This is a genomic window from Thermococcus alcaliphilus (genome assembly GCF_024054535.1).
Lineage (GTDB): Archaea > Methanobacteriota_B > Thermococci > Thermococcales > Thermococcaceae > Thermococcus_A > Thermococcus_A alcaliphilus.
Genome location: NZ_JAMXLV010000021.1, coordinates 59,469 through 83,595, shown reverse-complemented (window position 1 = coordinate 83,595; position 24,127 = coordinate 59,469). Strand labels below are relative to the sequence as shown.

General features: G+C 43.7%; 29 protein-coding genes and 1 tRNA gene. 23 read left to right on the top strand and 7 right to left on the bottom strand.

Annotated elements, in window-relative coordinates; genetic code table 11:
- Positions 1–45 precede the first annotated feature (45 nt).
- Positions 46–1,110: a DUF512 domain-containing protein gene (locus NF859_RS06990; RefSeq protein WP_252743607.1), complete on the top strand. Its 1,065-nt coding sequence runs from the start codon at positions 46–48 to the stop codon at positions 1,108–1,110.
- Here the strand turns inward: NF859_RS06990 and NF859_RS06985 are convergent.
- Complete coding sequence (locus NF859_RS06985) at positions 1,105–2,082, bottom strand: ferritin family protein (RefSeq protein WP_252743606.1); 978 nt, start codon at positions 2,080–2,082, stop codon at positions 1,105–1,107. The two genes, NF859_RS06990 and NF859_RS06985, sit on opposite strands and share 6 nt — an antisense overlap.
- A gap of 59 nt (positions 2,083–2,141) precedes the next feature.
- On the opposite strand from NF859_RS06985, the gene NF859_RS06980 reads away from it, so the two are divergent.
- Positions 2,142–3,197 carry an NOG1 family protein gene (locus NF859_RS06980; RefSeq protein ID WP_252743605.1) on the top strand — a complete coding sequence of 352 codons (1,056 nt, stop codon included), beginning with the start codon at positions 2,142–2,144 and terminating at the stop codon, positions 3,195–3,197.
- Here the strand turns inward: NF859_RS06980 and NF859_RS06975 are convergent.
- Positions 3,160–4,053 (bottom strand): zinc ribbon domain-containing protein, encoded by an 894-nt coding sequence (locus tag NF859_RS06975; RefSeq protein WP_252743604.1) that lies wholly within the window; start codon positions 4,051–4,053, stop codon positions 3,160–3,162. The genes NF859_RS06980 and NF859_RS06975 overlap by 38 nt on opposite strands.
- A gap of 63 nt (positions 4,054–4,116) precedes the next feature.
- A complete protein-coding gene (locus tag NF859_RS06970; protein ID WP_004067041.1) occupies positions 4,117–4,509 on the bottom strand; it encodes a 30S ribosomal protein S8e in 393 nt (130 codons plus the stop codon).
- Between the two features lie 107 nt (positions 4,510–4,616).
- Here NF859_RS06970 and NF859_RS06965 point away from each other — a divergent pair, with 107 nt between their 5' ends.
- Complete coding sequence (locus NF859_RS06965) at positions 4,617–5,501, top strand: hypothetical protein (protein ID WP_252743603.1); 885 nt, start codon at positions 4,617–4,619, stop codon at positions 5,499–5,501.
- On the opposite strand, the gene pyrG is transcribed toward NF859_RS06965, so the two are convergent.
- The 3 genes from pyrG to NF859_RS06950 all read right to left on the bottom strand — a co-directional run bounded on the left by pyrG (position 5,498) and on the right by NF859_RS06950 (position 7,907).
- Positions 5,498–7,093: a glutamine hydrolyzing CTP synthase gene (gene pyrG / locus NF859_RS06960; RefSeq protein WP_252743602.1), complete on the bottom strand. Its 1,596-nt coding sequence runs from the start codon at positions 7,091–7,093 to the stop codon at positions 5,498–5,500. The genes NF859_RS06965 and pyrG overlap by 4 nt on opposite strands.
- 128 nt (positions 7,094–7,221) lie before the next feature.
- Positions 7,222–7,614 (bottom strand): DUF555 domain-containing protein, encoded by a 393-nt coding sequence (locus NF859_RS06955; protein ID WP_252743601.1) that lies wholly within the window; start codon positions 7,612–7,614, stop codon positions 7,222–7,224.
- A 5-nt stretch (positions 7,615–7,619) separates the two neighbouring features.
- The gene (locus tag NF859_RS06950) at positions 7,620–7,907 is read right to left on the bottom strand and encodes a DUF357 domain-containing protein (protein WP_004066878.1); all 288 of its coding nucleotides are present in this window, start codon (positions 7,905–7,907) and stop codon (positions 7,620–7,622) included.
- A gap of 70 nt (positions 7,908–7,977) precedes the next feature.
- Between NF859_RS06950 and NF859_RS06945 the strand changes: the two genes are divergently transcribed.
- Both NF859_RS06945 and NF859_RS06940 read left to right on the top strand, forming a co-directional pair.
- A complete protein-coding gene (locus tag NF859_RS06945; RefSeq protein WP_252743600.1) occupies positions 7,978–8,922 on the top strand; it encodes a DNA cytosine methyltransferase in 945 nt (314 codons plus the stop codon).
- A 42-nt stretch (positions 8,923–8,964) separates the two neighbouring features.
- A tRNA-Val gene (locus tag NF859_RS06940) sits at positions 8,965–9,042 on the top strand.
- Between the two features lie 794 nt (positions 9,043–9,836).
- Here the strand turns inward: NF859_RS06940 and NF859_RS06935 are convergent.
- Positions 9,837–10,991 (bottom strand): DUF763 domain-containing protein, encoded by a 1,155-nt coding sequence (locus NF859_RS06935; protein WP_252743599.1) that lies wholly within the window; start codon positions 10,989–10,991, stop codon positions 9,837–9,839.
- 70 nt (positions 10,992–11,061) lie between these two features.
- On the opposite strand from NF859_RS06935, the gene NF859_RS06930 reads away from it, so the two are divergent.
- The 18 genes from NF859_RS06930 (at position 11,062) to NF859_RS06845 (ending at position 24,111) form a co-directional block, all read left to right on the top strand.
- The gene (locus NF859_RS06930; RefSeq protein WP_252743598.1) at positions 11,062–11,424 is read left to right on the top strand and encodes a ribonuclease P protein component 2; all 363 of its coding nucleotides are present in this window, start codon (positions 11,062–11,064) and stop codon (positions 11,422–11,424) included.
- Positions 11,425–11,534: 110 nt separating this feature from the next.
- Positions 11,535–12,317, top strand: a complete 783-nt coding sequence (gene psmA / locus NF859_RS06925) for an archaeal proteasome endopeptidase complex subunit alpha (RefSeq protein ID WP_252743597.1) — start codon at positions 11,535–11,537, stop codon at positions 12,315–12,317.
- Between the two features lie 10 nt (positions 12,318–12,327).
- Positions 12,328–13,038: a ribosome assembly factor SBDS gene (locus tag NF859_RS06920; protein WP_252743596.1), complete on the top strand. Its 711-nt coding sequence runs from the start codon at positions 12,328–12,330 to the stop codon at positions 13,036–13,038.
- A complete protein-coding gene (gene rrp4 / locus NF859_RS06915) occupies positions 13,035–13,790 on the top strand; it encodes an exosome complex RNA-binding protein Rrp4 (protein WP_252743595.1) in 756 nt (251 codons plus the stop codon). The genes NF859_RS06920 and rrp4 overlap by 4 nt, the downstream gene beginning before the upstream one ends.
- Entirely contained in the window at positions 13,787–14,530 is a 744-nt protein-coding gene (gene rrp41 / locus NF859_RS06910) for an exosome complex exonuclease Rrp41 (RefSeq protein ID WP_004066574.1), read from the top strand. Before rrp4 ends, rrp41 begins: the two co-directional genes overlap by 4 nt.
- Before the next feature lies 1 nt (position 14,531).
- On the top strand, positions 14,532–15,341 hold the full coding sequence (gene rrp42, locus NF859_RS06905; protein ID WP_252743594.1) for an exosome complex protein Rrp42: 810 nt from the start codon (positions 14,532–14,534) through the stop codon (positions 15,339–15,341).
- A 145-nt stretch (positions 15,342–15,486) separates the two neighbouring features.
- Positions 15,487–15,744, top strand: coding sequence for a 50S ribosomal protein L37ae (locus NF859_RS06900; protein ID WP_004066570.1), 258 nt, complete (start codon positions 15,487–15,489; stop codon positions 15,742–15,744).
- A 29-nt stretch (positions 15,745–15,773) separates the two neighbouring features.
- Positions 15,774–15,923, top strand: a complete 150-nt coding sequence (locus NF859_RS06895) for a DNA-directed RNA polymerase subunit P (RefSeq protein WP_004066568.1) — start codon at positions 15,774–15,776, stop codon at positions 15,921–15,923.
- A gap of 65 nt (positions 15,924–15,988) precedes the next feature.
- Positions 15,989–16,618 (top strand): ribosomal biogenesis protein, encoded by a 630-nt coding sequence (locus NF859_RS06890; RefSeq protein ID WP_004066565.1) that lies wholly within the window; start codon positions 15,989–15,991, stop codon positions 16,616–16,618.
- The gene (gene pcc1 / locus NF859_RS06885) at positions 16,615–16,851 is read left to right on the top strand and encodes a KEOPS complex subunit Pcc1 (RefSeq protein WP_252743593.1); all 237 of its coding nucleotides are present in this window, start codon (positions 16,615–16,617) and stop codon (positions 16,849–16,851) included. The genes NF859_RS06890 and pcc1 overlap by 4 nt, the downstream gene beginning before the upstream one ends.
- Before the next feature lie 56 nt (positions 16,852–16,907).
- Complete coding sequence (locus NF859_RS06880; protein WP_087037569.1) at positions 16,908–17,258, top strand: prefoldin subunit beta; 351 nt, start codon at positions 16,908–16,910, stop codon at positions 17,256–17,258.
- 32 nt (positions 17,259–17,290) lie between these two features.
- Positions 17,291–17,614, top strand: a complete 324-nt coding sequence (locus NF859_RS06875; protein ID WP_175059632.1) for a DUF3194 domain-containing protein — start codon at positions 17,291–17,293, stop codon at positions 17,612–17,614.
- Entirely contained in the window at positions 17,577–18,557 is a 981-nt protein-coding gene (locus tag NF859_RS06870) for a DHH family phosphoesterase (RefSeq protein WP_252743592.1), read from the top strand. The genes NF859_RS06875 and NF859_RS06870 overlap by 38 nt, the downstream gene beginning before the upstream one ends.
- Positions 18,558–18,561: 4 nt before the next feature.
- Positions 18,562–18,894: a hypothetical protein gene (locus NF859_RS06865; RefSeq protein WP_004066549.1), complete on the top strand. Its 333-nt coding sequence runs from the start codon at positions 18,562–18,564 to the stop codon at positions 18,892–18,894.
- 5 nt (positions 18,895–18,899) lie between these two features.
- On the top strand, positions 18,900–19,970 hold the full coding sequence (locus NF859_RS06860; protein WP_252743591.1) for a hypothetical protein: 1,071 nt from the start codon (positions 18,900–18,902) through the stop codon (positions 19,968–19,970).
- Positions 19,954–20,679 (top strand): tRNA-binding protein, encoded by a 726-nt coding sequence (locus NF859_RS06855; RefSeq protein WP_252743590.1) that lies wholly within the window; start codon positions 19,954–19,956, stop codon positions 20,677–20,679. Before NF859_RS06860 ends, NF859_RS06855 begins: the two co-directional genes overlap by 17 nt.
- Before the next feature lie 253 nt (positions 20,680–20,932).
- The gene (locus tag NF859_RS06850) at positions 20,933–22,777 is read left to right on the top strand and encodes a hypothetical protein (protein WP_252743589.1); all 1,845 of its coding nucleotides are present in this window, start codon (positions 20,933–20,935) and stop codon (positions 22,775–22,777) included.
- The gene (locus NF859_RS06845) at positions 22,774–24,111 is read left to right on the top strand and encodes a hypothetical protein (RefSeq protein ID WP_252743588.1); all 1,338 of its coding nucleotides are present in this window, start codon (positions 22,774–22,776) and stop codon (positions 24,109–24,111) included. Before NF859_RS06850 ends, NF859_RS06845 begins: the two co-directional genes overlap by 4 nt.
- The last annotated feature ends 16 nt before the right edge of the window (positions 24,112–24,127 follow it).

Below are 24,127 nucleotides of genomic sequence, written 5' to 3'. Positions count from 1 at the left end.
TTATCCATCCAATTCTTTTTAAACCCTCATTTTAATTTTTCCCACATGTATGAGCTAACAGAGGATTACAAGCTCAGGAAGATTACCAAATATGAGCTTGACATGGTAGATGAGAGGGAAGACCTGCTGATAATTCCTCCGTCCTCTAAGGCGGGCTCATGTGGTAACGATTGCGTTTTTTGTTACCTTATGCAAAATCCTCCCCAGATGATATACAGAGTTTCCAAACATGATACTCTCAACGATCCGGAGCTTGAGGACAGAATAGCCTATGCAAGGAAGCACTACGATTTGTGGATAAGGGTTACAGATACAAGTGCAAACGTCCGCTTTGACGAAAAGAGGATTGAAAGCCTTTACTCAGCTGGGCTTGATGAAATCCAGATATCCCTCCACACAACAAAGAAAGACGTTAGGATTAAGCTTATGAAGAACAGAAACGCCGGAAAAGTCATTGACCTTTTACCAAAGGTCGTGGAGAACTTTAGGGTCATAGCGGACATAATCTTAACTCCCGGCTACAACGTCTCCGATATAGGTGAGATTCTGGATGATTTGGATAGATTTGGTGTCCATGAAGTTAGGCTCTTCCCAATTGGGGTTACGAAGTACTCAAGGACTAGAGCTTTAACACGGGAGGAGCTTCTTTTTGTTAAAAACGTCGCCCTTGAGAAGCAGAAAGAGCTGAGCCTAAAGATAGTCATCTCACCAATTTTTGAGGCTCTTCTTGGTGAGTTCAAAGTTCCCTTGGAGCCCTTTGACATCGAGCCATCTTTACCAACTTACATTCTCACCGGGGAGCTCGCTTATCCAGAAATCAAGCGCCTCTTCCCAAAAATAAACGTTGTCATGGTCAAGAACGACTTCTTCGGAGGAAACATAGGTACTGCTGGATTACTAACGGCTCATGACGTCCTTAGAGAAGTTGAAAAACTGCCAGAGGTGGATTTGGGAGTAATTTTCCTCCCAGAGGTCATGTTTTATGGAGATTTCACTTTAGACGGCTGGAAAAGAGAAGGACTTTTCAACAAAATCTTAGTGGAAAAGGGCTACATTGTGGAGACAGCCTTAGAGCCTCAAGAGATTCCAAAAATGCTTGAGAGGCTATGAGACATGCTTGAACTCCGATTCCAGTATAGCCCATTCTTTATCTTCAAATGCCCTTTTGTTTCCGCATAAAATAACGTAGCACTTCTTTGCTGTCGCCTCGTCCTTAAGCTTTGATATGTTTGTGTAGAACTCTTCAAAGCTATCTGCTGCTATTCTAAGCGTCTCTATATTCTCTATCAAGATCACGAGATTTTCCTCTTTGGGAATGTCTTCTAAAGACTCCAGCAGTTTTCTGGGAGTTATGCATCGCTGGCACGTTTTGGAGGTTATCCAAAAAGAGATTATCTCTCTTTTTATCCATCTTTTGATTCCCTCTGGAGAGTCCCTTGAGAATACAACACCCTTACGACCCTCCAAGATTTCCAAAAATAAATATCGAGCTTTTATTTTGTCACTAAAAAGATAACCCATGGAAGAAAGACCTGTTAAGTCAATACTCCCCTGTTTAACGGCTGTAAAGAGCTCATAAGCCTTCTTGATTCTCTTGTAATGATCTTCTTCAAAGAGTGCCAGCTGTAGGGCTAAGGCTTTGACATCCTCATCTTCGGCTTTTTGAGCGAGCAGTTCGTAAGCCTTCTTTGCGAAGAGCTCACTTTCCATGCAGTACTCGAGAGCTTTCAGGTAATCATCTACAGTTTCAAATTTCGGGTAGAATGGAAGAACTTCAATAGGAGGAGCCTCTACTTTAACTGGCTCCTCACCGGGATAAAGTTTTTTGAAAAGGGTGTAAAGCCTGTTTCTGTGTTCTTCACTCTCTTCGCTCATCTGGATGAACAGAAGTTTAATGCTCTCTCTTTTAGCTTTTTTAGAAAGTTCGGCATAGTATTTAGCCTCTTCCTCTTCATTAAAAATAGCATAGCTTAGAATCTCCTTTGGGGACTTTTTCTCAAGTGAGCTCACGACTTTTTCAAGGTAGTTATCAAGAACAATTTCTTCCTGCATTTTCTCCCTCTTAAGAAATTTGATCAACATCTTTAAAAACCTATTGAGAGAGTCACTAACGGCGAGAAAAATAGGAAAGGTGAGAGATCATGAAAAATCCATTTGAAAAGATGCCAACAATACTTCTTGCGGATGAGATCATTGACAAGGCTTTTAGGCGAGCTGAGAAAGCTGCCTCTGCCTTTAATCCAAGGGGAAGTGTAGTTAGTAAAGCTAGGCAGAGGGAGGAGCTTAGAATAAGAACCGTCTCAAACGTTATTAGGGACAACCTAAGGAAAGTCCTTGACAGGACTCCTGGGGTTTCAACGCTACCTCCTTTTTATCAGGAGCTTCTTGACACGCTGGTTGATAAGAGAACCTTCCATAAGGCTCTTGCTTCAATAAACTGGGCGATAAAGACCATAAGGACACTTGAAGAGAGATACGTAGAAAAGATTAGGTATTCCAGGGATCCAAAGGAGATTGCACAGCTGAGAAGGGAATTTTACGGCAGGGTTGCAAGCGTTATAAAGGACATAGCCGAAAACCTCGAATACCTAAACAAAGCCAGGGACGTTCTCAAAGATATGCCCGTAATTGACCTCAGCCTTCCCACTATAGTGATAGCCGGCCACCCAAACGTTGGAAAATCCACACTGCTTAGAAAACTCACAAACGCCAAGCCTGAAGTGGCGAGTTATCCTTTCACGACGAAGGGTATAAACGTTGGGCAGTTCGAGGAGCACTGGATGAAGTATCAGGTTATAGACACTCCCGGTCTCTTGGACAGACCATTGAGCGAGAGAAATGAAATAGAGAAGCAGGCGATTTTGGCGTTAAAGCATCTCGGTAAGCTGATAATTTACATCTTTGATCCGAGTGAGTACTGTGGTTTCCCAATAGAGGAGCAAATGCACCTTTTTGAGGAAATCTACGAAGAATTTGGGGAGTTCCCGTTTATAGTGGTCCTCAACAAGATAGACATTGCAGATGAGGAAAAGATAAAAAAGATCGAGGAATTCCTCAGAGCTAAGGGAATCAAACCCCTGAGGATTTCTGCTGAAAAGGGAATTGGAATAGAAGAGCTAAAGGAAAGGGTAATAAAAATACTAAAACCAGAAATGGAAGCTATTGCCCACAGTATGGGCAAAATTGAAGGTGAATAGGCTTTAGGGCTCCACAGTGCTCGCACTTTTCTTTTAGTTTTGCTCCACAGTTAGGGCAGTAAAGATAATCGTCCTTTATAGGAAAGCCGCAGTTGTAGCACTTATTTTGGGCGATTCTCCTTTTATACACCCTTTCAGGCTTGAAGTACTCCTTTCTCAAGTAATAGAGCGCTAAAAGCGTTGCAAATGCTCCAAAGAGACTTAAGCCTATAAGCTGGACTGTACTCCATATTGCAGAGAGGAGGAGATAGATAAGCAACAGCGAAGAATACGCTATCAAAGATGAAGTGTAGATGTTTTTGTACCTCCGAAGGAGTAAAAGCGATGCTATGAAAATCGGAACGGCAAATAAAAGTTTTAAAATTAGAGCTTTAAGCCTGTAGGCGTTGTAAGCTCTTCTATATTCCTCATTTGCCTTCTGCATGAGCTCTTGGATTTTTGAGTTAAGCTCTTCCAGTTTTTCATGCGTTTGTTCGTATGCACTTTTTGCCCCAAGGTATTGGAAGTAGGCTCTCTCGTATTCTTCTTTGGCTTTTAGGTATTCTGTCTTTAGTTCCTCTGTTGTGTTCCCGCTCTCGAGTGCAACTCTATATTCTTCTCTTTTGAAGAGGTAAACTCTCTCAGCTTCGGTTAGGTTGCCCTCTGCCTTTTGATATACCTCAAATAGCTGTCTGTCAAGTTCCATTAAGCGGCTTTGGTTTTCGAGAAGAGCCTTTATCCCATACTTCTCTTGATAATATTCATAATTTGGTCTTTGGGGAATGTTCTCAAGCTCTCTGAGAAAGTTTATGCTCGCCAGAAGAAGAAAAACGACAAACAAACTCGCGAGTATCTTTTCAATGCGCGAGTATTCCATTACTCACACCGGAATAAATAGGGGTTCAGAATATATAAAAGGTTCGCAGAAAAAGAGAAGAACTCATGCGTTTTCTTCCTTAATGAGAACTGCGTTTACAACACCATCTTGGCCTGGTCTTGAGGTAACGATTGCCTTTCCAATCTCTGTCTGGATTATTGCACCCTTTGTGATGATGTTTCTTCTTACGTACTGCCTGTTGGCTGGGTTCTCAACTACGCTGATTATCTTTACCTTCTTACCCTTTCCGTTTTCGAAAACGTTTGCATAGAGTGCCTTTACGAGTCTGACCTTTCTGTTGCCGCCGTATGTTCTGATTATCTTCCTCTCTTCTTTGTCTTCAACTACCCTTGTAAAGGCTGGTTCTCTTCCGAGTTCCCTCTTTCTCTTCTTTCTTGCGAGTATAATCCTTCCACCTGAAGGCTTTTTGAGTGATCTTCCCTGCCAGATAGCCATAACTCTCACCTCATGATGATCTTAACCCTATGGGCATTTTAGGGATTTGCTTATAAATCTTTTCCCTTTCCAAAATCCTTAAAACCATGACCCCTCTATCTCGCTTGGTGGTGGGAATGGGAGCTGTAAATGCTTTCGCCAGAACCATTGTAGTTATTACAAAAAATCCCAAGCTCTTGCTAATTCCGCTGATTATCTCAATCATCCTAAGCCCGGTTTCAGCTTACCTTGTCAAGGAGATGCCGATGTTTGGAAGCTTTTCTGAATTTCAAGAAGGTGGCAATGAGAGCGTTATCTTTGAGGAGCATGGCGCGTTTTCTGAAGAGATGCTTGCCGAGTTTGCAAACTTTTTCAAGTTTTTACTGATTTTCATGGTTATCTCCCTTCTCCTCCAGGCGTTGAGTGAGTATGCCATGATAAAAGGGGCTTTAATGGCAGAGGAAGGAAAGGAATACTCCCTCGTTGATCTAATATACGAGGGAATAATGCACGTCTTTCAGGTGTTTTTGACGATTTTAGTCGTTGGAATTATAAGCTTTGCAATACTCTCAATCCCCCTCTTCGTCTTCGGAGTTTTGCTCTTCATCTCTGGAGGAAATCCGGCATTAGTCTTTCTCCTATTCTTAGTTGAAATCCCACTCGTTTTATTTGTGATAGGGGCAAGCTCGATGGCAGTGCCTATCTATGTTATGAGCAATTCCATCAGCGCCTCCTTAGCCTGTTTTTCACTAGCGTTTAGGAATAAACTCTCTTCCATGACTTTTGGAGCGTTGCTTGCTGTATCAATCTTTTTCCTTTTAGCGGTTCCGGCATCTTTCATTGGTGTGCTGTTTTTTGGTAGAACAGACTTTATGGCGAATTTAATAGCTAACCTTTTACAAGCTCCATTCCAGGCGATAATTCAAGCTTTAATGGCCATTGGAGGTTTGATGTTCTACCTTGAGCTCTCGGAGAAGGAAAAAGAAGAAAAAGTATTGGAGTTTGAATTTTAGCCTTTCATTTCTTTTGCCGCTTTTACCAATCCTCTAAACACAGGTGCAGGTTTCATAGGTCTTGACTTAAACTCTGGATGGAACTGGGTCGCTATGAAATAACGCTTATCCGGCAACTCAAGGATCTCCATCCTCCTTTCATCGTCTCCAGCTATGCCGCTGAAGACAAGACCAGCCTTTTCGAGCCGTTCGATGTACTCAGGATTTACCTCCCAGCGGTGCCTGTGGCGTTCGTATATAAGCTCCGTACCGTAGAGCCTGTGGGCAAGGGTGCCTTCCTTTATTTTGATTGGATATGCCCCAAGCCTCATCGTGCCGCCGAGCTTGTCAAGCCCCCTCTGCTCTGGCATGAGGTCAACAACTGGATACGGCGTTTGTGGATTTATTTCGGTTGAATTTGCTCCTTCAAGACCGAGAACGTGTCTTGCAAACTCCACCACGGTTAGCTGGAATCCAAAGCAGATGCCAAGGAAGGGGATATCATTTTCTCTCGCATACTGGATGGCCATAATCTTGCCCTCGCTACCCCTTGCACCAAATCCGCCGGGCACTATTATACCGTGAACCCCTTCAAGGAGCTTGAAGCCTTCTTTTTCTAAGTCCTCTGCCTCAATCCACCTTATCTTTACCTTAACATCGTTGGCAACACTTGAATGCTTCAATGCTTCCTTTATGCTGAGGTATGAATCAGCAAGCTTAACGTACTTTCCTACAATCGCTATCTCCACCTCATCTTTCAATCCCTTGTATCTCCTGACCATTTCTTCCCATGCCCTTAGCTCTGGCTCCCTCTCTTCTAGTCCAAGCCTTTTGGTCAAGTATTTGCCAAGCCCTTCCCTCTCAAGGAGGAGAGGAACTTCATAGGTGTCTTCAACGTCATAGGCACTTATTACTGCCTCTTCTGGCACGTTTGTGAAGAGACTTATCTTCTTTCTAGCCCCCTCTTCCAGTGGATCCTCACTTCTAGCTATTATTGCGTCAGGCTGAATTCCAAGGGAGCGCAGCTCCTTAACGCTGTGCTGTGTAGGCTTTGTTTTTTGCTCTCCAACAACTTTAAGCTTTGGAACGTAGGTTACATGAACAAAAGCAACATTTTCTCTCCCTTCTTCAAGCTGCATCTGACGGGTTGCCTCAAGGAAGGGCATGCTCTCTATGTCTCCAACTGTACCTCCTATTTCAACGACGACAACATCATACTCCTCGGCTATTCTTCTTATGCGCTCCTTAATCTCGTTGGTAATATGAGGAATAACTTGAACAGTTGCACCTAAATAGTCTCCTCTTCTCTCTTTTTCTATAACAGTGGAGTATACCTTTCCAGTTGTGATGTTGTGGTCAAATGTTAGGTTTGTGTCCAAAAAGCGCTCGTAGTTTCCAAGGTCGAGGTCAACCTCTCCTCCATCGTCGAGCACGAAGACCTCTCCATGTTGGTATGGACTCATTGTTCCGGCATCGTAGTTGATGTACGGGTCAATTTTGATGTTTGTAGTTCTGAATCCTCTAGATTTCATGAGCATGCCCAATGAGGCGCTAGTTATTCCCTTTCCAAGTCCACTCACGACCCCACCGGTTACAAAGATGAACTTTGCCATGTCAAAACCTCCAAAAGTTATGTTGTCCTTTGCAGCAAGGAAGCTTAAAAGCTTTGTTTAGAAAAAGCTAAAAACGATAAACTCCAAATTATAAATCCCAGCGAAAAATGAAAAAAAGGCTGTAAAACTCAAACGCCGTTGTTATCGTTTATCTCTATCCCCTCTTTTTCTTTTCCGTTGTGGAGCTCTTTAATCTCAAAAACTTTTAAAGGTACTTTTTTTAGGGCTTTTCCAACAACGGCTTTGGCTATCCTCTCCGCGTGCTCAAGGCTTTGAGCATTGAACACCTTAAGCGTTAGGTAAATTCCAACCAAGCCCACATTCCCGATAACAAACGCGCTCTCAAATGGTGACCCACAAACAGGGCATTGTGAATAGCCGATTTCAACCCTCACAAAGTCGAGTTTTTCCTTGTTTAGTGCCTTTGCCACCTTTGATACGGCAACGTTTATCGCATCTTCGGCACTTTCAACGTCTCTCACTATTATTGGAGCTTCAAGGACGACTATATAATCTCCCATCTTCCTCACCCGAATGCAAATAGTCTGTCATCTTCACCTTTAAACACTCCAAGCCTTACCCCTGCGTCAATAAAGCCATGTGCGTAGTTCAAAGCGGCAAATGCTGTGACGTAGTCCCCTTTCTTGTAGTAGTATTCAGCGTCGCTATAGTAGCTTTTTGCCATGGTTAAAAAGTCTTGCGCTACAGAGAAGAGGAGGCTTTTTTCATGGACTGCTATCTCAAGCTTTTCAAGGGCTTCTCTTGTGATTTCAAAATACTTTTTAAGCTTCTCTTCGGTGATCTCTCGCTCCACCGGTCTCGCCTCTCTTGAGTACTTTGAAAACCTTATAAAGCTTAGCTTTTATACCCTTTTCGGTGGATGGATGAAGGTAATAGATCTCTTCGCAGGTGCGGGGGGATTCAGCAGAGGATTTAGAGAAGAGGGATTTGAGATAGTCGCCGCTGTAGAGAACTTTCCTCCAAAAGCAAAGACCTATCAGATCAATTTTCCCGAAACGATTGTCTTTGTTGAGGACATCAAGAGGCTCGATGCGGAGAAGCTCAAAAGGGAGATTGGAGAAGTTGAAGTGATTATAGGCGGTCCTCCCTGTGAGCCCTTTACCGCAATAAACCTGAAGAGGAAGGAGAACCCCCTCGACAGGCTTTACAATGATCCAATTGGCAGATTGGTTCTCCATTTTATCAGATTTTTGAAGGCTTTTAAGCCAACAATTTTCGTTATGGAGGAAGTTCCTCAGGTTATGGAAGGCCCTCTGAGAGAAGCCCTCCAAAAGGAGTTCAAAAAAGCTGGTTATGAGGTTTATTTCAACATATTGGATGCCTATGATTATGGAACGCCCCAGATAAGGAAGAGGGTCTTCATATCCAACGTGCCTTTGAATCCTCCGAAGGTCAATGAGAAGCTCACGGTCTGGGATGCAATAGGCGATCTTCCCGATCCACGATTCTCTGAAGAAGAAATTCCAAACCACGAATACGTTCCGCTTTCGGCCAAGAAAAGAAGAGCAATTGCGAAGCTTGGATGGGGAGAGGCTTTGCACTCCTTTGGAGGTAGATTTAAGAACTGGATAAGATTACACCCTTATAAGCCCGCCCCAACGGTTAGGGGGACGAGCAGATTTATCCATCCCTTTGAGGACAGGCTTTTGACGGTTAGAGAGCAGGCGAGGCTTGTGGGTTATCCGGACTATCACATCTTCCTTGGGGGAAGAAACGTGCAGTATGACAGCGTTGGGGAGTCGGTTCCACCGACGGTTGCAAGGGCTATAGCGGAAGTTGTTAAAGAGATGCTCAAGAAAACTCCATGAGCGAAAGATTTATATTTAAACTTCAACTTTAATGGTTTGGGCGGGCCCGTGGTCTAGACTGGTTATGACGCCACCCTTACGAGGTGGAGGTCCGGGGTTCGAATCCCCGCGGGCCCACCATAACAGCCCTTACCTGCGTAAGCGCTGGCGGAATGTTAAGTGCTTTTCTAAGGATTTACAATAAATGAGTTGGGTTTCTTGTTTGCATGCTCTTTTATGAGGGTTTCACTCAGGAAAGCGTCCTGTGGACGCTAAAATTGGATTGAAACCTATCTGAAAGTGTGTATTTAGGAAGTAAACCCCTTTAAAAGTGCTTTTGAGTAGTGCACAACTGGTTTTTGCCTGTTAGTAAGAAGGGAACTCTTTTGGTCAAACTTTTTCCAAAAGTTTGCTTGCCTGCGCGAAGTTTGATCAAGGTTCGTGGTTCCTTTTATGTTGTCCTGTTACTAGGGATTTTCACTCTAAAAGGCTCTTTTGGGATGGAATTCCACAAATACTAGCTATCTTAGGAGAGTTTCTCTTACTTTGACGCCCTTCGGGCGTCTTTTTACAATGTAAACTCTTATAGGCTAGGTTCTCTAAAGTTTGAATTCACAATTAAACGAAACGTTTTCAAGAAAATCCTCCTCCAAACCACCCCTACGAAAAGGAACCACCAACTTTGATGAAACTTTGCGAGGTAACGTTTCAGCGCTGGCGGAAAATTAGTGCTATTTTAAAAGATAGGAAAGTCTTGATTGAATTATACATGGAAAAGAGGAGATAAACGAATCCGGAACAAAGATCAGAGTTGTTCCACTTTGGAAGTGGCTTCTCTATGGGGGGTGTGCAGCTGATAAGGTATATTGCACAAAGTCTGTAGAAAAACCGCACGAAAATCTAAAAAGTTCACATCGCCAAGAAAGTTCTCATTCTCAAGTAGCCCTCTTTTCCTCCTCGGGAAACCTCCACTTCTTGCTTATCTTCGTCACCTGTTTAACGAGCTCTCTTTCCTCCTTGCCCTTTTCGAGGAGCTTCTCAAGAAATGATATCAAGTCGTCATAAGTCCCTCTTTCAACGGGGAAGGGTACTTTATCCTTCCCACCGACAGCATAGGCGAACTTGAATGGATCAGGCGGGTGAGTTACCGGATCTTTCCATGAGGGATGAACGTCATAGATAAGCTCGAGAACCAAGGAGAGGGCTCTCAGAGTGCTCGGCCCTAAGCCTTTAATCAGCAAAAGTTCATCATAATTCTTCACACTCAGCTCCCTTGCCAGCTCCAATGCCCTCTTGTTGAGCTCAAGCTTTCCAAGGCTCTGGTACCTCTCTACCAGAGGCAGAACCTTTCTCTTTTCATAGGGCTTGTAAAACGGTACGTATCCCCTTGTTATGGCTTCCACGCTTTTGACTTCTCTTTCAATCTTTGCTGGACTTTCAGCTATTAGGTCAAGTAGAGTTTTCTGATATTCTTTTGCCTCTTTAGCTATTGTATTCAGAGCATATTCGCTTTTTATCCCGCTTATGCCCTTGTGAGGCTCAAGGGTAAAGGACTCCACCTTCTCGGAAAACCAGTGGTATCTTCTCGCGAGTTTGACCGAAGGGTTCATTCCCTGTTGCACAACTGCCCATCTCCCTTCTTCATCAACAAAGAAAACGTGATGGTAGAGCTGGTAGCCGTTTTGCAGGGCAACGGTGTCAACCTTCGCAACGAGCTTGGAGGTCTTTATGTAATCGTTGGGGTTTAGCTCGTAGATCTCGCTTATTTTCTTCAGCTCTTCTGGGGTTTGTCTGCTCTTTGCTCCTTTTCCACCAGCGGCTTTTATTCCGAGCTCTTCTCTTGAGAGAACTTCTTTTATAATTCCAGCTGTCACGGTGGTTGAGCCCGATGAATCCCAGTCCATGCCGATTAGATTGTTAAGCGCTTGAAACCACACTGGATCTGCTAGCCTTTCGAGAACCCCTTGAGTGCCGTATTCATCGACTAGAAGCTTTAAGACAAGCTCGGCTAACCTCTTCATTCTTAAAGCCAACCATCTCGGCACATGTCCGCCGTGAAGTGGGAGCTCCGCAATTCCTCTTCTCATCATAAATAATTGAGCTTCACTCATTAAAAGTTTTTGAGATAATTTAATAAATCAAAATGCGGAAGGCTCTCTCATGAGAGAGAAACCAAAAACCTTGCCCCCAACACTAAGGGATAAGCACCGCTACATAGCTTTTCAAATCATTGGGGAAAGGGAGTTTAAAAAGGATGAGATAAAAAAAGCCATATGGGATGCCTCTCTTAGAACTCTGGGCGAGCTCGGTACCGCGAGGGTAAAACCCTGGTTTATAAAATTTGATGAAAAAACCCAGACTGGGATTGTGAGATGCGATAGGAAATATGTTGAAGAGCTCCGATTTGCTCTCACTTTGGTTACCGAGATAAACGGTTCAAAAGCAATAATAAGAACACTTGGAGTGTCGGGAACTATAAGGAGGCTCAAGCTAAAATTCTTAAGGGAGTTTGGATGGAAATAGGATAGAAAAATTTAATTATCAACCCGATAACTTACACATCGGAGAGTATATAAAGGGAATTGAGGAATTCCTAATATAGCCGATTACGATAACTTTAGAGGTGATGAAAAATGGCGTTTGTACCACCGCAAGCTGGATATGATAGGGCAATAACGGTTTTCAGCCCTGATGGAAGACTTTTCCAGGTACAGTATGCTAGGGAGGCAGTTAAGAGGGGAGCAACTGCCGTTGGGGTAAAGTGTAAAGACGGTGTTGTTCTGGCTGTAGAAAAGAGAGTAACGAGCAAGCTCATAGAGCCCGAAAGCTATGAGAAGATTTTCCAGATTGATGACCATATAGCCGCAGCTTCAAGCGGAATAATAGCCGATGCAAGAGTTCTTGTTGATAGAGCACGTTTGGAGGCTCAGATTTATCGCCTTACTTATGGAGAACCCGTTCCGCTCACCGTTTTAGTGAAAAAGATTTGCGACCTAAAGCAGATGCACACGCAATACGGTGGAGTTAGACCTTTTGGTGCTGCCCTTTTAATGGCGGGCGTAAACGAAAAGCCCGAACTGTTTGAAACTGACCCGAGTGGGGCTTACTTTGAATGGAAAGCCGTTGCAATAGGAAGCGGAAGAAACACGGCAATGGCAATATTTGAGGAAAAGTACAAGGATGACATGACACTCGAAGATGCCATAAAGCTTGCAGTGCTCGCTCTTGCAAAGACAATGGAAGAGCCATCTCCAGAGAGCATTGAAGTGGCAGTAATCACAGTGAAGGAGAAGAAGTTCAAGAAGATCAGCAAAGAAGAAGTTGCCAAATGTCTTGAGGAGGCATTGAAAGAGGCTGAAGCGGAGGAGGTTCCAGAGAAGGAAGAGGACTACAGCGAGCTAGACAGCAACTACTGAGGTGATCAGCATGCCCATAAGCGTCGATAAGGCAGTGATTGCTCGATTGAAGACACATGGTGAAGTTTTTGAAATACTAGTGGATCCATATTTAGCCAGAGACTTCAAAGAGGGCAAAGATGTTCCGATTGAAGAAATCCTTGCCACCCCTTATGTTTTTAAAGACGCCCATAAGGGAGATAAAGCCAGTGAACATGAAATGCAGAAGATTTTTGGGACAAGTGATCCCTATGAAGTGGCAAAGATAATCCTCAAGAAGGGAGAAGTACAGCTTACCGCACAGCAGAGAAGAGAAATGCTGGAAGAGAAGAAAAAGCAGATAGCGATGATAATTCACAGGCATGCTGTAGACCCGAGAACTGGCTATCCTCATCCTCCGGAGAGAATTTTGAAGGCAATGGAAGAAGTTGGGGTTAGGGTAGATATATTCAAAGATGCCGAAGCTCAGGTTCCAGATGTTATAAAGGCTTTGAGAGGAGCTCTACCGCTTAAAATAGAAACAAAGGTCATAGCAGTGAAGATACCCTCTGAATACAGTGGAAAAGCCTACGGTGAAGTTAGAAAGTTTGGAAATATAAAGAGAGAAGAATGGGGAAGCGATGGCTCATGGATGTTTTTAATAGAAATTCCTGGAGGAGTTGAGGAAGAATTTTATGAGAAATTAAACGCCCTCACAAAGGGCACTGCAATAACTAAACTTATAGAGAGGAAGGGACTATGAAGAAGATTTTTGTAAAAAATAGGGAATTAGTGGTTCCAGGAACGCTTTTGGCTCAGGGACCGTTCAAAAATGGAAGAGGAACTTTTAAAGAGGGAAACAGAATTTACTCAACTGTAGTTGGATTGGTTAGGATTTCAAACGATACAGTGTCAGTAGTTCCGCTAGAAGGCCCGTATATTCCGGAAGTGGGAGATAGCGTAATAGGGAAGATAGTTGACGTAAAGTTTTCAAACTGGGTGGTCGATATAGGTGCTCCCTATCAAGCCACGCTGAGGGTTCAGGATGCTGTTGAAGGGAAAATAGACATTTTAAAGACAGATTTGAGAAAGATATTCGATATAGGTGACATAATCTACGCAAAAGTAAAGGCATTTAATGAAATCAATCAAATAGACCTGATAACAAAAGGAATGCCTTTCAATGGAGGACCTCTAAAGGGAGGACAGCTTGTAAAGATAACACCTTCTAAAGTGCCTCGCCTGATAGGCAAGGGAGGCTCAATGATAAACATGATCAAGAACCTTACGAACACTAGGATAATAGTAGGACAAAATGGATGGGTATGGGTTAGTGGAAGAAACGAGGAGCTGGAAAAGCTGGCTATAGAGGCTATTCTAAAAGTAGACAGAGAAAGCCACACTCAGGGATTAACTGACAGGGTTAGAGAGATGCTGATTAAGAGATTGCATGAGCTTAAAGAACAGGGGATTATTGAAGAAGTTCCCCAAATTGAAGAGGGTGAAAAGAAATGATGGGAAGGCCTGAGGGACTCAAGCTTATTGATGAGAATGGCAAGAGGCTTGATGGAAGGAAGAAGTACGAGCTGAGACCGATTAAAATGGAAGTTGGAGTTTTGAAGAGTGCAGACGGTTCTGCATACGTAGAATGGGGGAAGAATAAAATTTTAGCGGCAGTTTATGGGCCTAGAGAGATTCATCCAAAGCACCTTCAGAAGCCTGACAGGGCGATTTTGAGAGTTAGGTACAATATGGCGCCCTTTAGCGTTGAGGAGAGGAAGAAGCCTGGACCGGACAGGAGAAGCGTAGAAATAAGCAAAGTTATTAGAGGAGCCCTTGAACCAGCTGTTATCCTTGAACTATTTCCAAGAACTTCCATAGACGTGTTCATAGAGGTACTTCAAGCAGATGCAGGTACAAGGGTAGCTGGAATTACTGCGGCTTCCCTTGCTTTGGCAGATGCTGGGATTCCTATGAGAGACCTAGTTGCAGCATGTGCCGCTGGGAAGATAGATGGAGAGATTGTCCTTGACCTAAACAAAGAGGAGGACAACTATGGGGAAGCCGATGTTCCAGTTGCGATAATGCCCATTAAGAACGACATAACTCTTCTCCAGATGGACGGATACCTCACCAAGGAAGAATTCCTTGAAGCAGTAAGGCTTGCAATAAAAGGAGCTAAGGCAGTGTATCAAAAGCAGAGAGAGGCTTTGAAGGAGAAGTATCTCAAGATAGCGGAAGAGGTAGGTGAGTAAAATGGAAGTAATGGCATCAATAATGAGAGACCACATCCTCAACCTTTTGAAAGAGGGTAAAAGAATCGATGGAAGAGGGCCGGAAGATTTAAGGCCTCTAACCATAGAAACTAACGTCATAGAAAAGGCTGAAGGGTCTGCTCTTGTAAAACTAGGTAACACTCAAGTTCTCGTTGGAATAAAAGTTGATTTTGGAGAGCCGTTTCCAGATTTGCCGGAAATGGGTGTCATGACAACCAACGTCGAATTCGTCCCGTTAGCATCTCCGACCTTTGAACCAGGACCGCCAGATGAGAGGGCAATAGAACTGGCTAGAGTTGTAGATAGGGGAATAAGAGAAAGCCAGGCTGTAGATTTGAGCAAGCTTGTAATAGTGCCTGGAAAGCTTGTAAGGGTGATCTTCATAGACGTACACGTTCTCGACCACGACGGGAATCTATTAGATGCTTCTGGAATCGGTGCAATTGCGGCATTGTTGAGCACAAAGATACCAAAAGTTGAATACGATGAGGAAAGCGGAGAAGTAAAGCTTCTGGATGAATACGAGCCCTTGCCAGTAACAAAAGTCCCAATTCCAGTGAGCTTTGCCAAAATAGGCAACGCCTTGATAGTAGATCCAAACTTTGAAGAGGAACAGGTAATGGATGGCAAGCTAACGATAACAACCGATGAAAATGGATACATCTCAGCGGTGCAGAAAAGCGAGGGAGGAAGCTTCAAGCTTGAAGAAGTTGTTTATGCTGTGGATTTAGCTTATAAAAAGGCTGAAGAGATAAGAAAAGTGGTTCTTGAAAGCATCAAGAAAGAATGACCTTTTTTGTTTTCTTCTTTTTAAACTCATTAGCAAAAGTTTATAAAGGGAGTAGCTTCAGTATTTGCTGGCTTAACTCGAAGGAAAAGGCTTTTAAATGACTTCCTAAAATTCATCTCAGTCATAATCATTAGAGGTGATGATCATGCCAAGAACAAAGAAAGTTGGATCCGCTGGAAGGTTTGGACCAAGATATGGTCTTAAGATCAGAAGAAGAGTTGCAGCAGTAGAGGAAAAGATGAGACAAAAGCATACTTGCCCAGTATGTGGAAGGAAAGCCGTTAAGAGAATAAGCACCGGAATATGGCAGTGCCAGAAGTGTGGCGCAACCTTTGCAGGAGGCGCTTACTTGCCCGCAACTCCAGCTGGAAGGATTGCTAAGAGGGGTGTAACAACTCAATAAACCCCTTAAAACATTTTTTGGTGATCGTTATGGTAGAGGCATTGTATAAATGTGCAAAATGTGGAAAAGAGTTTAAAATGGATCTTGCTATTACGAGAGAAATACGCTGTCCATACTGTGGAGCAAAGATAATCTACAAGCCTAGGCCCAAAGTTGCCAGAAGGATTAAGGCAATTTGAGCCCTATCTCTTCTCTATTGAAAAGATTTATAACCCCCTTCTCTAAAATCCCCAAGTGATCAGAGATGATGCTGATAACAACATCCCACAGACCCACAAGGAGGACTAGAAGCTTTGGACACGACCTAGAGAGGGTTTTTCCTAACTCAACTTATTTAACTAGGGGAAAGAAAACCATTCAAGACCTTCTTATGGAGGCTTACGATAGAGGTTACGAGAGGCTTCTGATAATCAATGTGTGGAAGGGAAATCCACTCAAGATGACTTTCATAAAGGTTTCTCCAGAGGATTGGGGGTATATGGGTTATCTTTACCTTCATGGAATCAAGCTTCAGAGAGAAATGGGGTTTAGAAACCTTCGCCCGATTAGGGAAGAAATGCCCTTTATAGTTACAACCGCCAAAAGGGTTGGACTTGATCACATCGTTTTTGGTCAGGTTTTTGCTGAGCTCACCAATGGGAAATTCGTCCCGAGAGGGGAAAAGAGCCTTCAGTACATAGCAGATAAATATAATACAGACGTTTTGGGCGTAATTGAACGCCACCCAAGGGGAATGGCCGTAAACTTCTACCGCTTTGATGTCTCACGGGAGAAACCGGTGGGGCCTTTGATAAGCGTTAAAATATGGATAATGGAAGACGGAAGAAGATGGGACTATAAAGAAAAGCTCGGCATTAAAAGGGATGAGAAATGATAAGAGGCACAATCGAGATTGAATTCTCCAACAATGAGACAGCAAGAGTTGTTTATGAGAGTGTTCTTTTTGAGCATAAAACGGTTCCCTACCGGAGAAGCAGGATGAACTTTTCTCTAAAGGAAAACAAGGTCATAATGGAGTTCATTGCAAAGGACAACTCCGCCTTAAGAGGAACCCTTAATTCTTACCTTCGATGGATTAAAGTTGCACTCGATGTAGTCGAGCTTTAGTTAACTATTTAAATCTTCTCTGAGAGTATAGCCTCGGACTAAAAGGAGGTGTTGTCATGCAGAACATTCCACCTCAGGTGCAGGCTTTGTTGGGACAGCTCGAGAACTATCAACAGCAGCTCCAGCTTGTAATCCAGCAGAAACAGAGGATTCAAGTGGAGCTTAACGATGCTAAAAAAGCCCTTGAGGAGATTGAAAAAGTCGAGGAAGAGACTCCAATATACAAGACAGTTGGCACTCTAATAATCAAAGCTACAAAGGCAAAGGCATTAGAGGAGCTTAAAGAGAAAGTAGAAACTCTAGAGGTTCGTCTAAGGGCATTAGAGAGGCAGGAACAGAAGCTTAACGAAAAAATTAAAGAGCTCACACAACAAATACAGAGCTCTCTGAGAGGAGTCGCTGGGTGAGTTCTTTTTTCAACATTTTATGAGGGGTGTAGATGAAGAGGGTATTTCACATAGGGCTTCCAGAGCTGGGTGAAGAAGAGCTAATATCTCTCGGGGAGTTAGCCCAGGAGGAGATTATAGAGTATATCTTTGAGCACTTAACGAGAAGTGAAGTGAAAGACATAGAAGTGACAACGAGGATAAACCGGGAGGATACCTTGGATTTGGAGATAGAGGTCTATCTTGAGGTGCCAATATTTGTGAAAGTGGACGTGGAAAAGCTGATTGATGAGGCGCTTGAGAAGGCTTATGAAAAAGTTGAAAAAAGGTTGAGGAAAATTGCGGGGCAAAATAAAGCTCAAAAACTTTCTGAATAATGCAAAGGAGAAAGATTATTCTTTTTTATTGCTGTGCCATCATAACGCCGATCCGGACTCTTTGGGTAGCGCTATAGCTTTCTCTAGGTACCTTACAAGTCTAGGCTTAAAAAACCGAATAGGTGTTGCCCAAAGCGTCTCATCTTATGCAAAACGCCTTCTCAACTTCGCTCAGGTAGAAAAGAATCCAGCCGTTTTAGAGGACGTGGTTGTAATTTTTGATACTTCGTCCCTTGAACAGCTGGAGCCTGTTAAAATTCCGGATGATAAGTATGTAATCATTATCGATCATCACATCGAAAAGGAGAACCCAATAAGGGCTGACATAAAAATCGTTGACTCCTCAAGGACTTCCACTGCAGAGATTGTGTGGGAGCTTTTGGAGTACTTTGACTTCTACGATGAAGTTTCTGCAAAAGTCCTTTTAGCAGGAATAGTCACAGACACTGCCAATTTTAGATATGCAAACTCGAAAACCTTCAAAACGGTGTCCAAAATCTTGGAGAGGTTTGATATCCAGATGGGGGAGATATACAATTTAGTTGCTCCAGTGAGTGATGAGAACATAGACCAGGCAAAGAGAATGGCCATATTAAAGGCCTGCCAGAGAATGGAAATCAAAAAAGTCGGCAGTTACATAATAGCTATTTCAAAGGTTTCTGCCTATGAATCTTTAGCCTGTAAGATTTTCCTTCAGCTTGGGGCTGATGTTGCGATTGTTGGGAGCGATAAGAAGGGGGTTAGGATTTCTGCAAGGGCAAAAGAAAACCTTGTCAAGAAGGGTCTTCATTTAGGAAAGCTCATGGAGAAAGTTGGTCCGATTATAGACGGTTCTGGCGGAGGTCACTCTGGAGCGGCAGGTGCTAACGGGAAGAGAAATCTTGAGGAAGCCGTTAAGTTTTTAGTGAAAGAAATCGAAATGTTTCTAAAGAAGTTGGGGTGATTTAATGTCCAGATGCCCCATATGCGGGAAAACCATTAAATGGGAGGATTTAATAGAACAGATGCTCATCCTCGATAACTTTCAGGAGCTGCTTAAAGATAAGGGTGCATTCTTATCGGCTTTGGAGGATTTTACCTTCAAATGCCCCGAATGTGGCGAGGAATTTTATGGGAGAAATCTGAATCTTAGGGAGGCTGAAAAAGTTTTTGAGCTTATAAATGAGTTTAGTGGCTCGATAGACTACAGCAACAACAAGGTTAGGCTTAAGCTTACTAATCTTCTGGCGTTGGATTTAATGCTTGAAGAATGGGATAAGAGAGTTAAAGGCGCTCGGTGATATTTATGATGGAAGATATTTCCGACCTTCTCCAGAGAGGAAATTTTTCAAGTGCACTGGAACTTGCCCTTCGGATTGAGGATCCCTTTTCAAGGCTTGAAGCCCTTTCATACATATATCAATACGTGGAGGAAAGTGAGTACAGGGAAGCTGTGCTGGGAAGAATGCTTGAGATCGTTGACTCATTTGAGGGACTTTTAGAAAAAGCTAGGGCATTGGCATTAATTGGGTACACTCTTACTGTCACTGGAGACAAAAAGGGCGAGTACTTCTTTAAAAAGGTCCATCAAGCTATTAAGGCAATTGACTACTCTCTTTGGAAGGCCGAGGGTTACGGCTATCTTGCATATTATATGGCACTTGCAGGAAAGTATGATGATGCCTTTTATTATTACAATATAGCATACGAAACTGCTCAAAAATCTCCTGAGCCCTATTCAAAAGTCCTGTCATTTCTGTACCGATTAGCCCAGCAGATCCTGGAAAGCGCTGAGAAGATACATTCCCCTGAAGCTAAGGAATTCTACGAACTTGCCGCAGAGATTTATGAAGACATAAAGAGGCACTTAAGTGCACAGGAGCTGAAGAAAAAGGCATCTTTAATAGAAATGGCGCTTGAAAAGGGCAGTAGACTTGTTTCTGAGTTCCTCGAGAGGAGAGATGTAGACAACGCGGTGTTTGTTATCAAATATCTACCAGATGAAGAAAAGGTCTTGGCGCTCTTGGAAATAGCTTACTGGCTCTTCCTCCATGACAAAAAGGGCCTTGCAAAGAGTATTGTTGAAGATGCATTTAGGATGGCTACAGAAAGAAAAATAAAGCCAAACGACGAAAAGCTTGAGGAAATTGCATTAAAGTTCTTGAAAATAGGCAGGATTGAGGAAGCTTTGACGGTAGGAGCAATCATCTCTGACGATAGGATAGCATCCAGAGTTTTTGAAAAAATTGCTTTAACTTATGCAAAGAGAGGTGAAAAGCTCAAGGCAATCACGGTTGCAGAGGCGATTTCCGACGAAAATATTAAGAGAGATGTTTTAAAAGCGATCGAGGGTGAGGAAAATGTGGGACACGAGTAAGGATTATCGGTTGCTGGTTGCTGAAAAGGCAGTTGAGCTGTTTTTGAAAACCATTGAAGGGGCTAAATTCAAGGGAAAGTGGGACAAAAAGAGGGCAGTAAAATTGGCGAAAGAAATGATTCCCGAGCTCCAGGCGTTGCGCTACTCATATCTAGAGCCGCAGGAGTTAATTGATACTCCCCAGATGAAAGAACTAAAGGAAAAAGCCTTGGGAATAATTGAAGCCTTAGGTGGTGAAGACTGGTACACCAAGTTTCTCGAGCTGGCTGATAGAAGTGAGAGGGAGAAAGTTGAAGAGAGCATCGCAAAGGTTCGCTTTTTCCTAAACACAATTCTTAACCTTGATAAGAGGCTGGCACTTGGTAAGATAAACGATCCCGTCATTGCCGTAGACATAAAGGTCGGGGAAGTCATGAGTGCCGGTAAGCATCCAAATGCAGATAAGCTTCTCGTATGCAATGTCAACATAGGGGATAGGGCGGTTACTGTGGTCACAAACGATTTAACCGTGAAGGAAGGTCACAGAGTTGCTGTGGCACTTTTACCCCCCGCAAACTTCAGAGGAATAACGAGCGAAGGAATGTTCTTGGGAGCTGGAGAAGGAGTTTTAAAGGATGTAAAGGGTGAGATTGGCGGTCTACCAAAGGGAATTTCATTAGATGCCCTAAAAGAAACAAGGAATTTAGTTGAGGCGTTTTTAAAGGATTGAACTGGTTTTTTGCTTTTTAAAGTTTATTTGGTTTTCTATTGCCAGTAACATTGGACAATTGGGCATTTTGTGCTATCGGATTTGATATAATTCACTATCAATCGAAGAATTTTTGGTTAATCTTTACAATTTTTGACCAAAACTTTATTAAGATCAAAAGTGAAATATGAAAAATTAAAGCTGGTCTATGCCTATCTCGCTTTTCTTTTCTGCGAGAAAAGCTGAGCTACGGTAAAGGTGATGTGGTGATAAGATGAAGAAGAAAGTCTGGTTTATTATTCTTATAGGGCTGATGCTTCTTCAATTATCGCAGATATTAGCAGAAGTAGACTTTGACAGGTATTTCCCTACAAACAGCGAGTTTGAAGGTATGAATCTCTATAACGTAAAGATGTACGATAGCCACAACTTCAAGAATCTCAGAGTGTATAAATCCTATTCTGGAAAGTACAATGCTCCGGATACTCCTCCTGTAGCAGTGAAAATAACTATTACAAGGTTTACACAAGGGCCAACAATTAACAGCGTAATTAAATCTTACAGCGGAGAAGGATACCAGTGCTCTGCTGTTAACGAAAGAACTCTTGAATGTATAAAAGTTGAAAAAGACAATTCCGCAGAGTGGAATCCCAATGTCTATCAGTATCACTCTTATTATAGGGGCGAAAGGGTCATAGGAGAAGTTGAAGTGTGTGCAGATGATCCTTCAATGTTCTGTTCTGAAACGGGTGCTATAAGTGTTGAGGTTTTTATTATCGCTAAGTATAACATAACAAATCCTCTCCCGGCTCTTGGAAGGAGCGTCATGAATCTAGTCTCTTCGAAGATTTCAGGGGAATATAAAGGGACAGCCCCTCAAGTTCAGATCCTTTCACCAAAAGACGGTGAGACTTTATATTTCGAACCCGGAAAGCCTTTGACATTTACCATTAAAGTAGCAGTCAAGGATGACGATTTGACATATGCGGGGGCACACTATGAGAGCGGAACACCAAAAACCATAATGGTGGGTGGGGAACTTGAGCCCAAGCTCGGTTCAAGCGGAGGAACAGGGTCTAAGGTTGTAACTCTCCAACCGGATGAGATTGCAGAAGGGGAGGGAAAGATAAAAGCTTACGCCCGAGATTCTACCGGGAATGAAGTCGAAAAAACTATAACCGTCTACCTTCGGAAGAAACCTATCTCCACGAGCTCTGCAGTCTCATCCACTAGCTCTACCACTCCCAGCGTTTCTTCCATTACAAGCACACCACCATCAAGCAGAGCTCCAATAGAGGGGAAACAGGAAGCTGGAGACCCATCGAAGTTCAATAATCCCTTCAAAGGAATAAGGGTGGAGGGGATGCTCAGCGAAGGGGCTAAAGCTCGGATGGAGATAACCCTCGACAAGCTCAAGGGCATAGGAAGTACTGAGGGCCTTGAAACTGTTGAAGTAAAAACTCCTTACGGAAAGGACGTCAAGGTTCTCCAGAAAGACGAGAAAGTTGAAGCAAAAAAGGGCTCTTCCCTCTGGTTTAAGCTCAAATATTACACCGGCAAGGCGCTTGACAAGGTCATTGATTCTGCCTCAGGTGCCCTTGACAATCTGGTGAAAAAGTTCATGCCCTCCCCAGTTGGTCTCTTCAAAGACTATGTCAAGGCCGAGAAGGATACTCAGCTCTTCCAGGGGGAGGAGGCAACTAAAAAGACCATGCAGGATCTGCACGTGAGCAAGGAAGGGGCTGAAAGCTACAATGAGATGAGCGGAATTGAAGATAGACAGCTCGCGTCATCACCCTACAAGAACCTCGCCCCATCGAATCCGCTGACCAAGCCATTCGAGTTCACTTTTGGTGCACTGGAAAAGGGGTTCAAGCGACACCTAGCAAATGACTACAAATGGGAGTTTGAAAAAACAGCAAAGACGGCAATGTACTACAAAAAAGCCGGCATGAAATATGAGGATATTGTTGACTTAACGATAAGGGACGTTGAGGAGGAGACGAGCTTTTCCCGCCAAACTCAAACGCTCAACGCCCAGTCCAAGGGGAAGTACCAGAGCCAGGCGGAGAGAATAAAGTTCTACCTCAAAAAACTCCGCGAGGAGGGTAAGATATGAAGGGAAAAGTCATTTTTCTATTGATCATCCTGATAGGGGGTTACCTCTACATAAGCGGCTACATAAAGATTCCAGATAACTTAGGTCCCGACAACAACCCCTACCCCCCTGATGGAGGTTCAAATTCGGGAAGTTTCAGTACTGGAGAAGTTGCCAAGGGTCTTAGACAAACAGTGATAGATATGGGCGCTTCAGATGCTTATGTCTCCCTCTCAAGTGAAAGAACGCTCGTCCAGTTCGAGGCCCCTGCTGTGGACGAGGCCCTTATGGGCATGACCTATGAGGTGGCAAAGAAAGCCTACGAAGCCAACCCTACAAAGGAAGTCAGGGTGGAGGCGTATTACCTTGGCGAGCCCATTTTGGGGCTCACCGTGAACAATGGTGACTTTGATAACCCCGAATTCGAGGACATAAGGAGACCGGAATTCAAGGTGGAGTCTGATTTGTGGCTCTTCGATGTGCTTGTTCACAACGTCACGGTTACCAACGAAACGGCCAGCGTCACGCTTGAGTACCTCGCCGACGAGGAGAGCTTCTGGAAGGACTACTTCGCAATGAGCTTTCTTATCCTTGAGGATGCCCCGTGGGTTAGGGAAATCTCTATAACCTACCTCGCTGACAACGGAAGCTTAACGATTTCCACCTCAAGCGACGACCTCTTGAGGCTCCATTCGGGAGAAATCACAGCGGAAGAGCTTCCCAACATAGTCCACATAAGCGCCCAGAATGCCGGCGGGAACAGCGAGTCCACATGTGCTCCAAACAAGGAAGAAGCATATAGACTCTTCGTCCAGGCCTACAACAACGTCACCTCCCTCCAATCCTCGGGAGCTAGCAACGAAGAGATTCAGGAAGCCTACGCCAAATACCAGAAGGCTAGAGCCTGCTACGAGTCTTTTCTAACCACTACAACTTCCGTGAGTTCCAATGGAGAAATGGGAGAAATTAAAAGCGTGACTCTCGATACCGAGGGGGCGATGGGGGTAAAGTTTTCCACAGGTGGGCTAAGGAGCTCCGATCAATCTTTGACGTGGGATAACATCGACATTATGCTTGAGCCATGGTGCGTCGAGTATCCTGCACTGCTTGGGCACTACATAGACCTCGGTGAGGGGAGCCTCAATAGCTTGGATCCTAGCACGGTGCCGACCTCCGGCTACCCAACGGAGGAAGTGAGCGGCGAGATAAAAGCGGGCCACGTCTATGTGAACCTCAACTACGATGGAAGCCTAACCGCCTTCGAGCTCGTCTCCCACGAGAAAACTGGAGACTGCTCCCACAGAATAACAATAAAGTATGCAAACCTTGGAGGGGGGCTGAAACGGAACCTTTAACGGGATTCCACGTCCT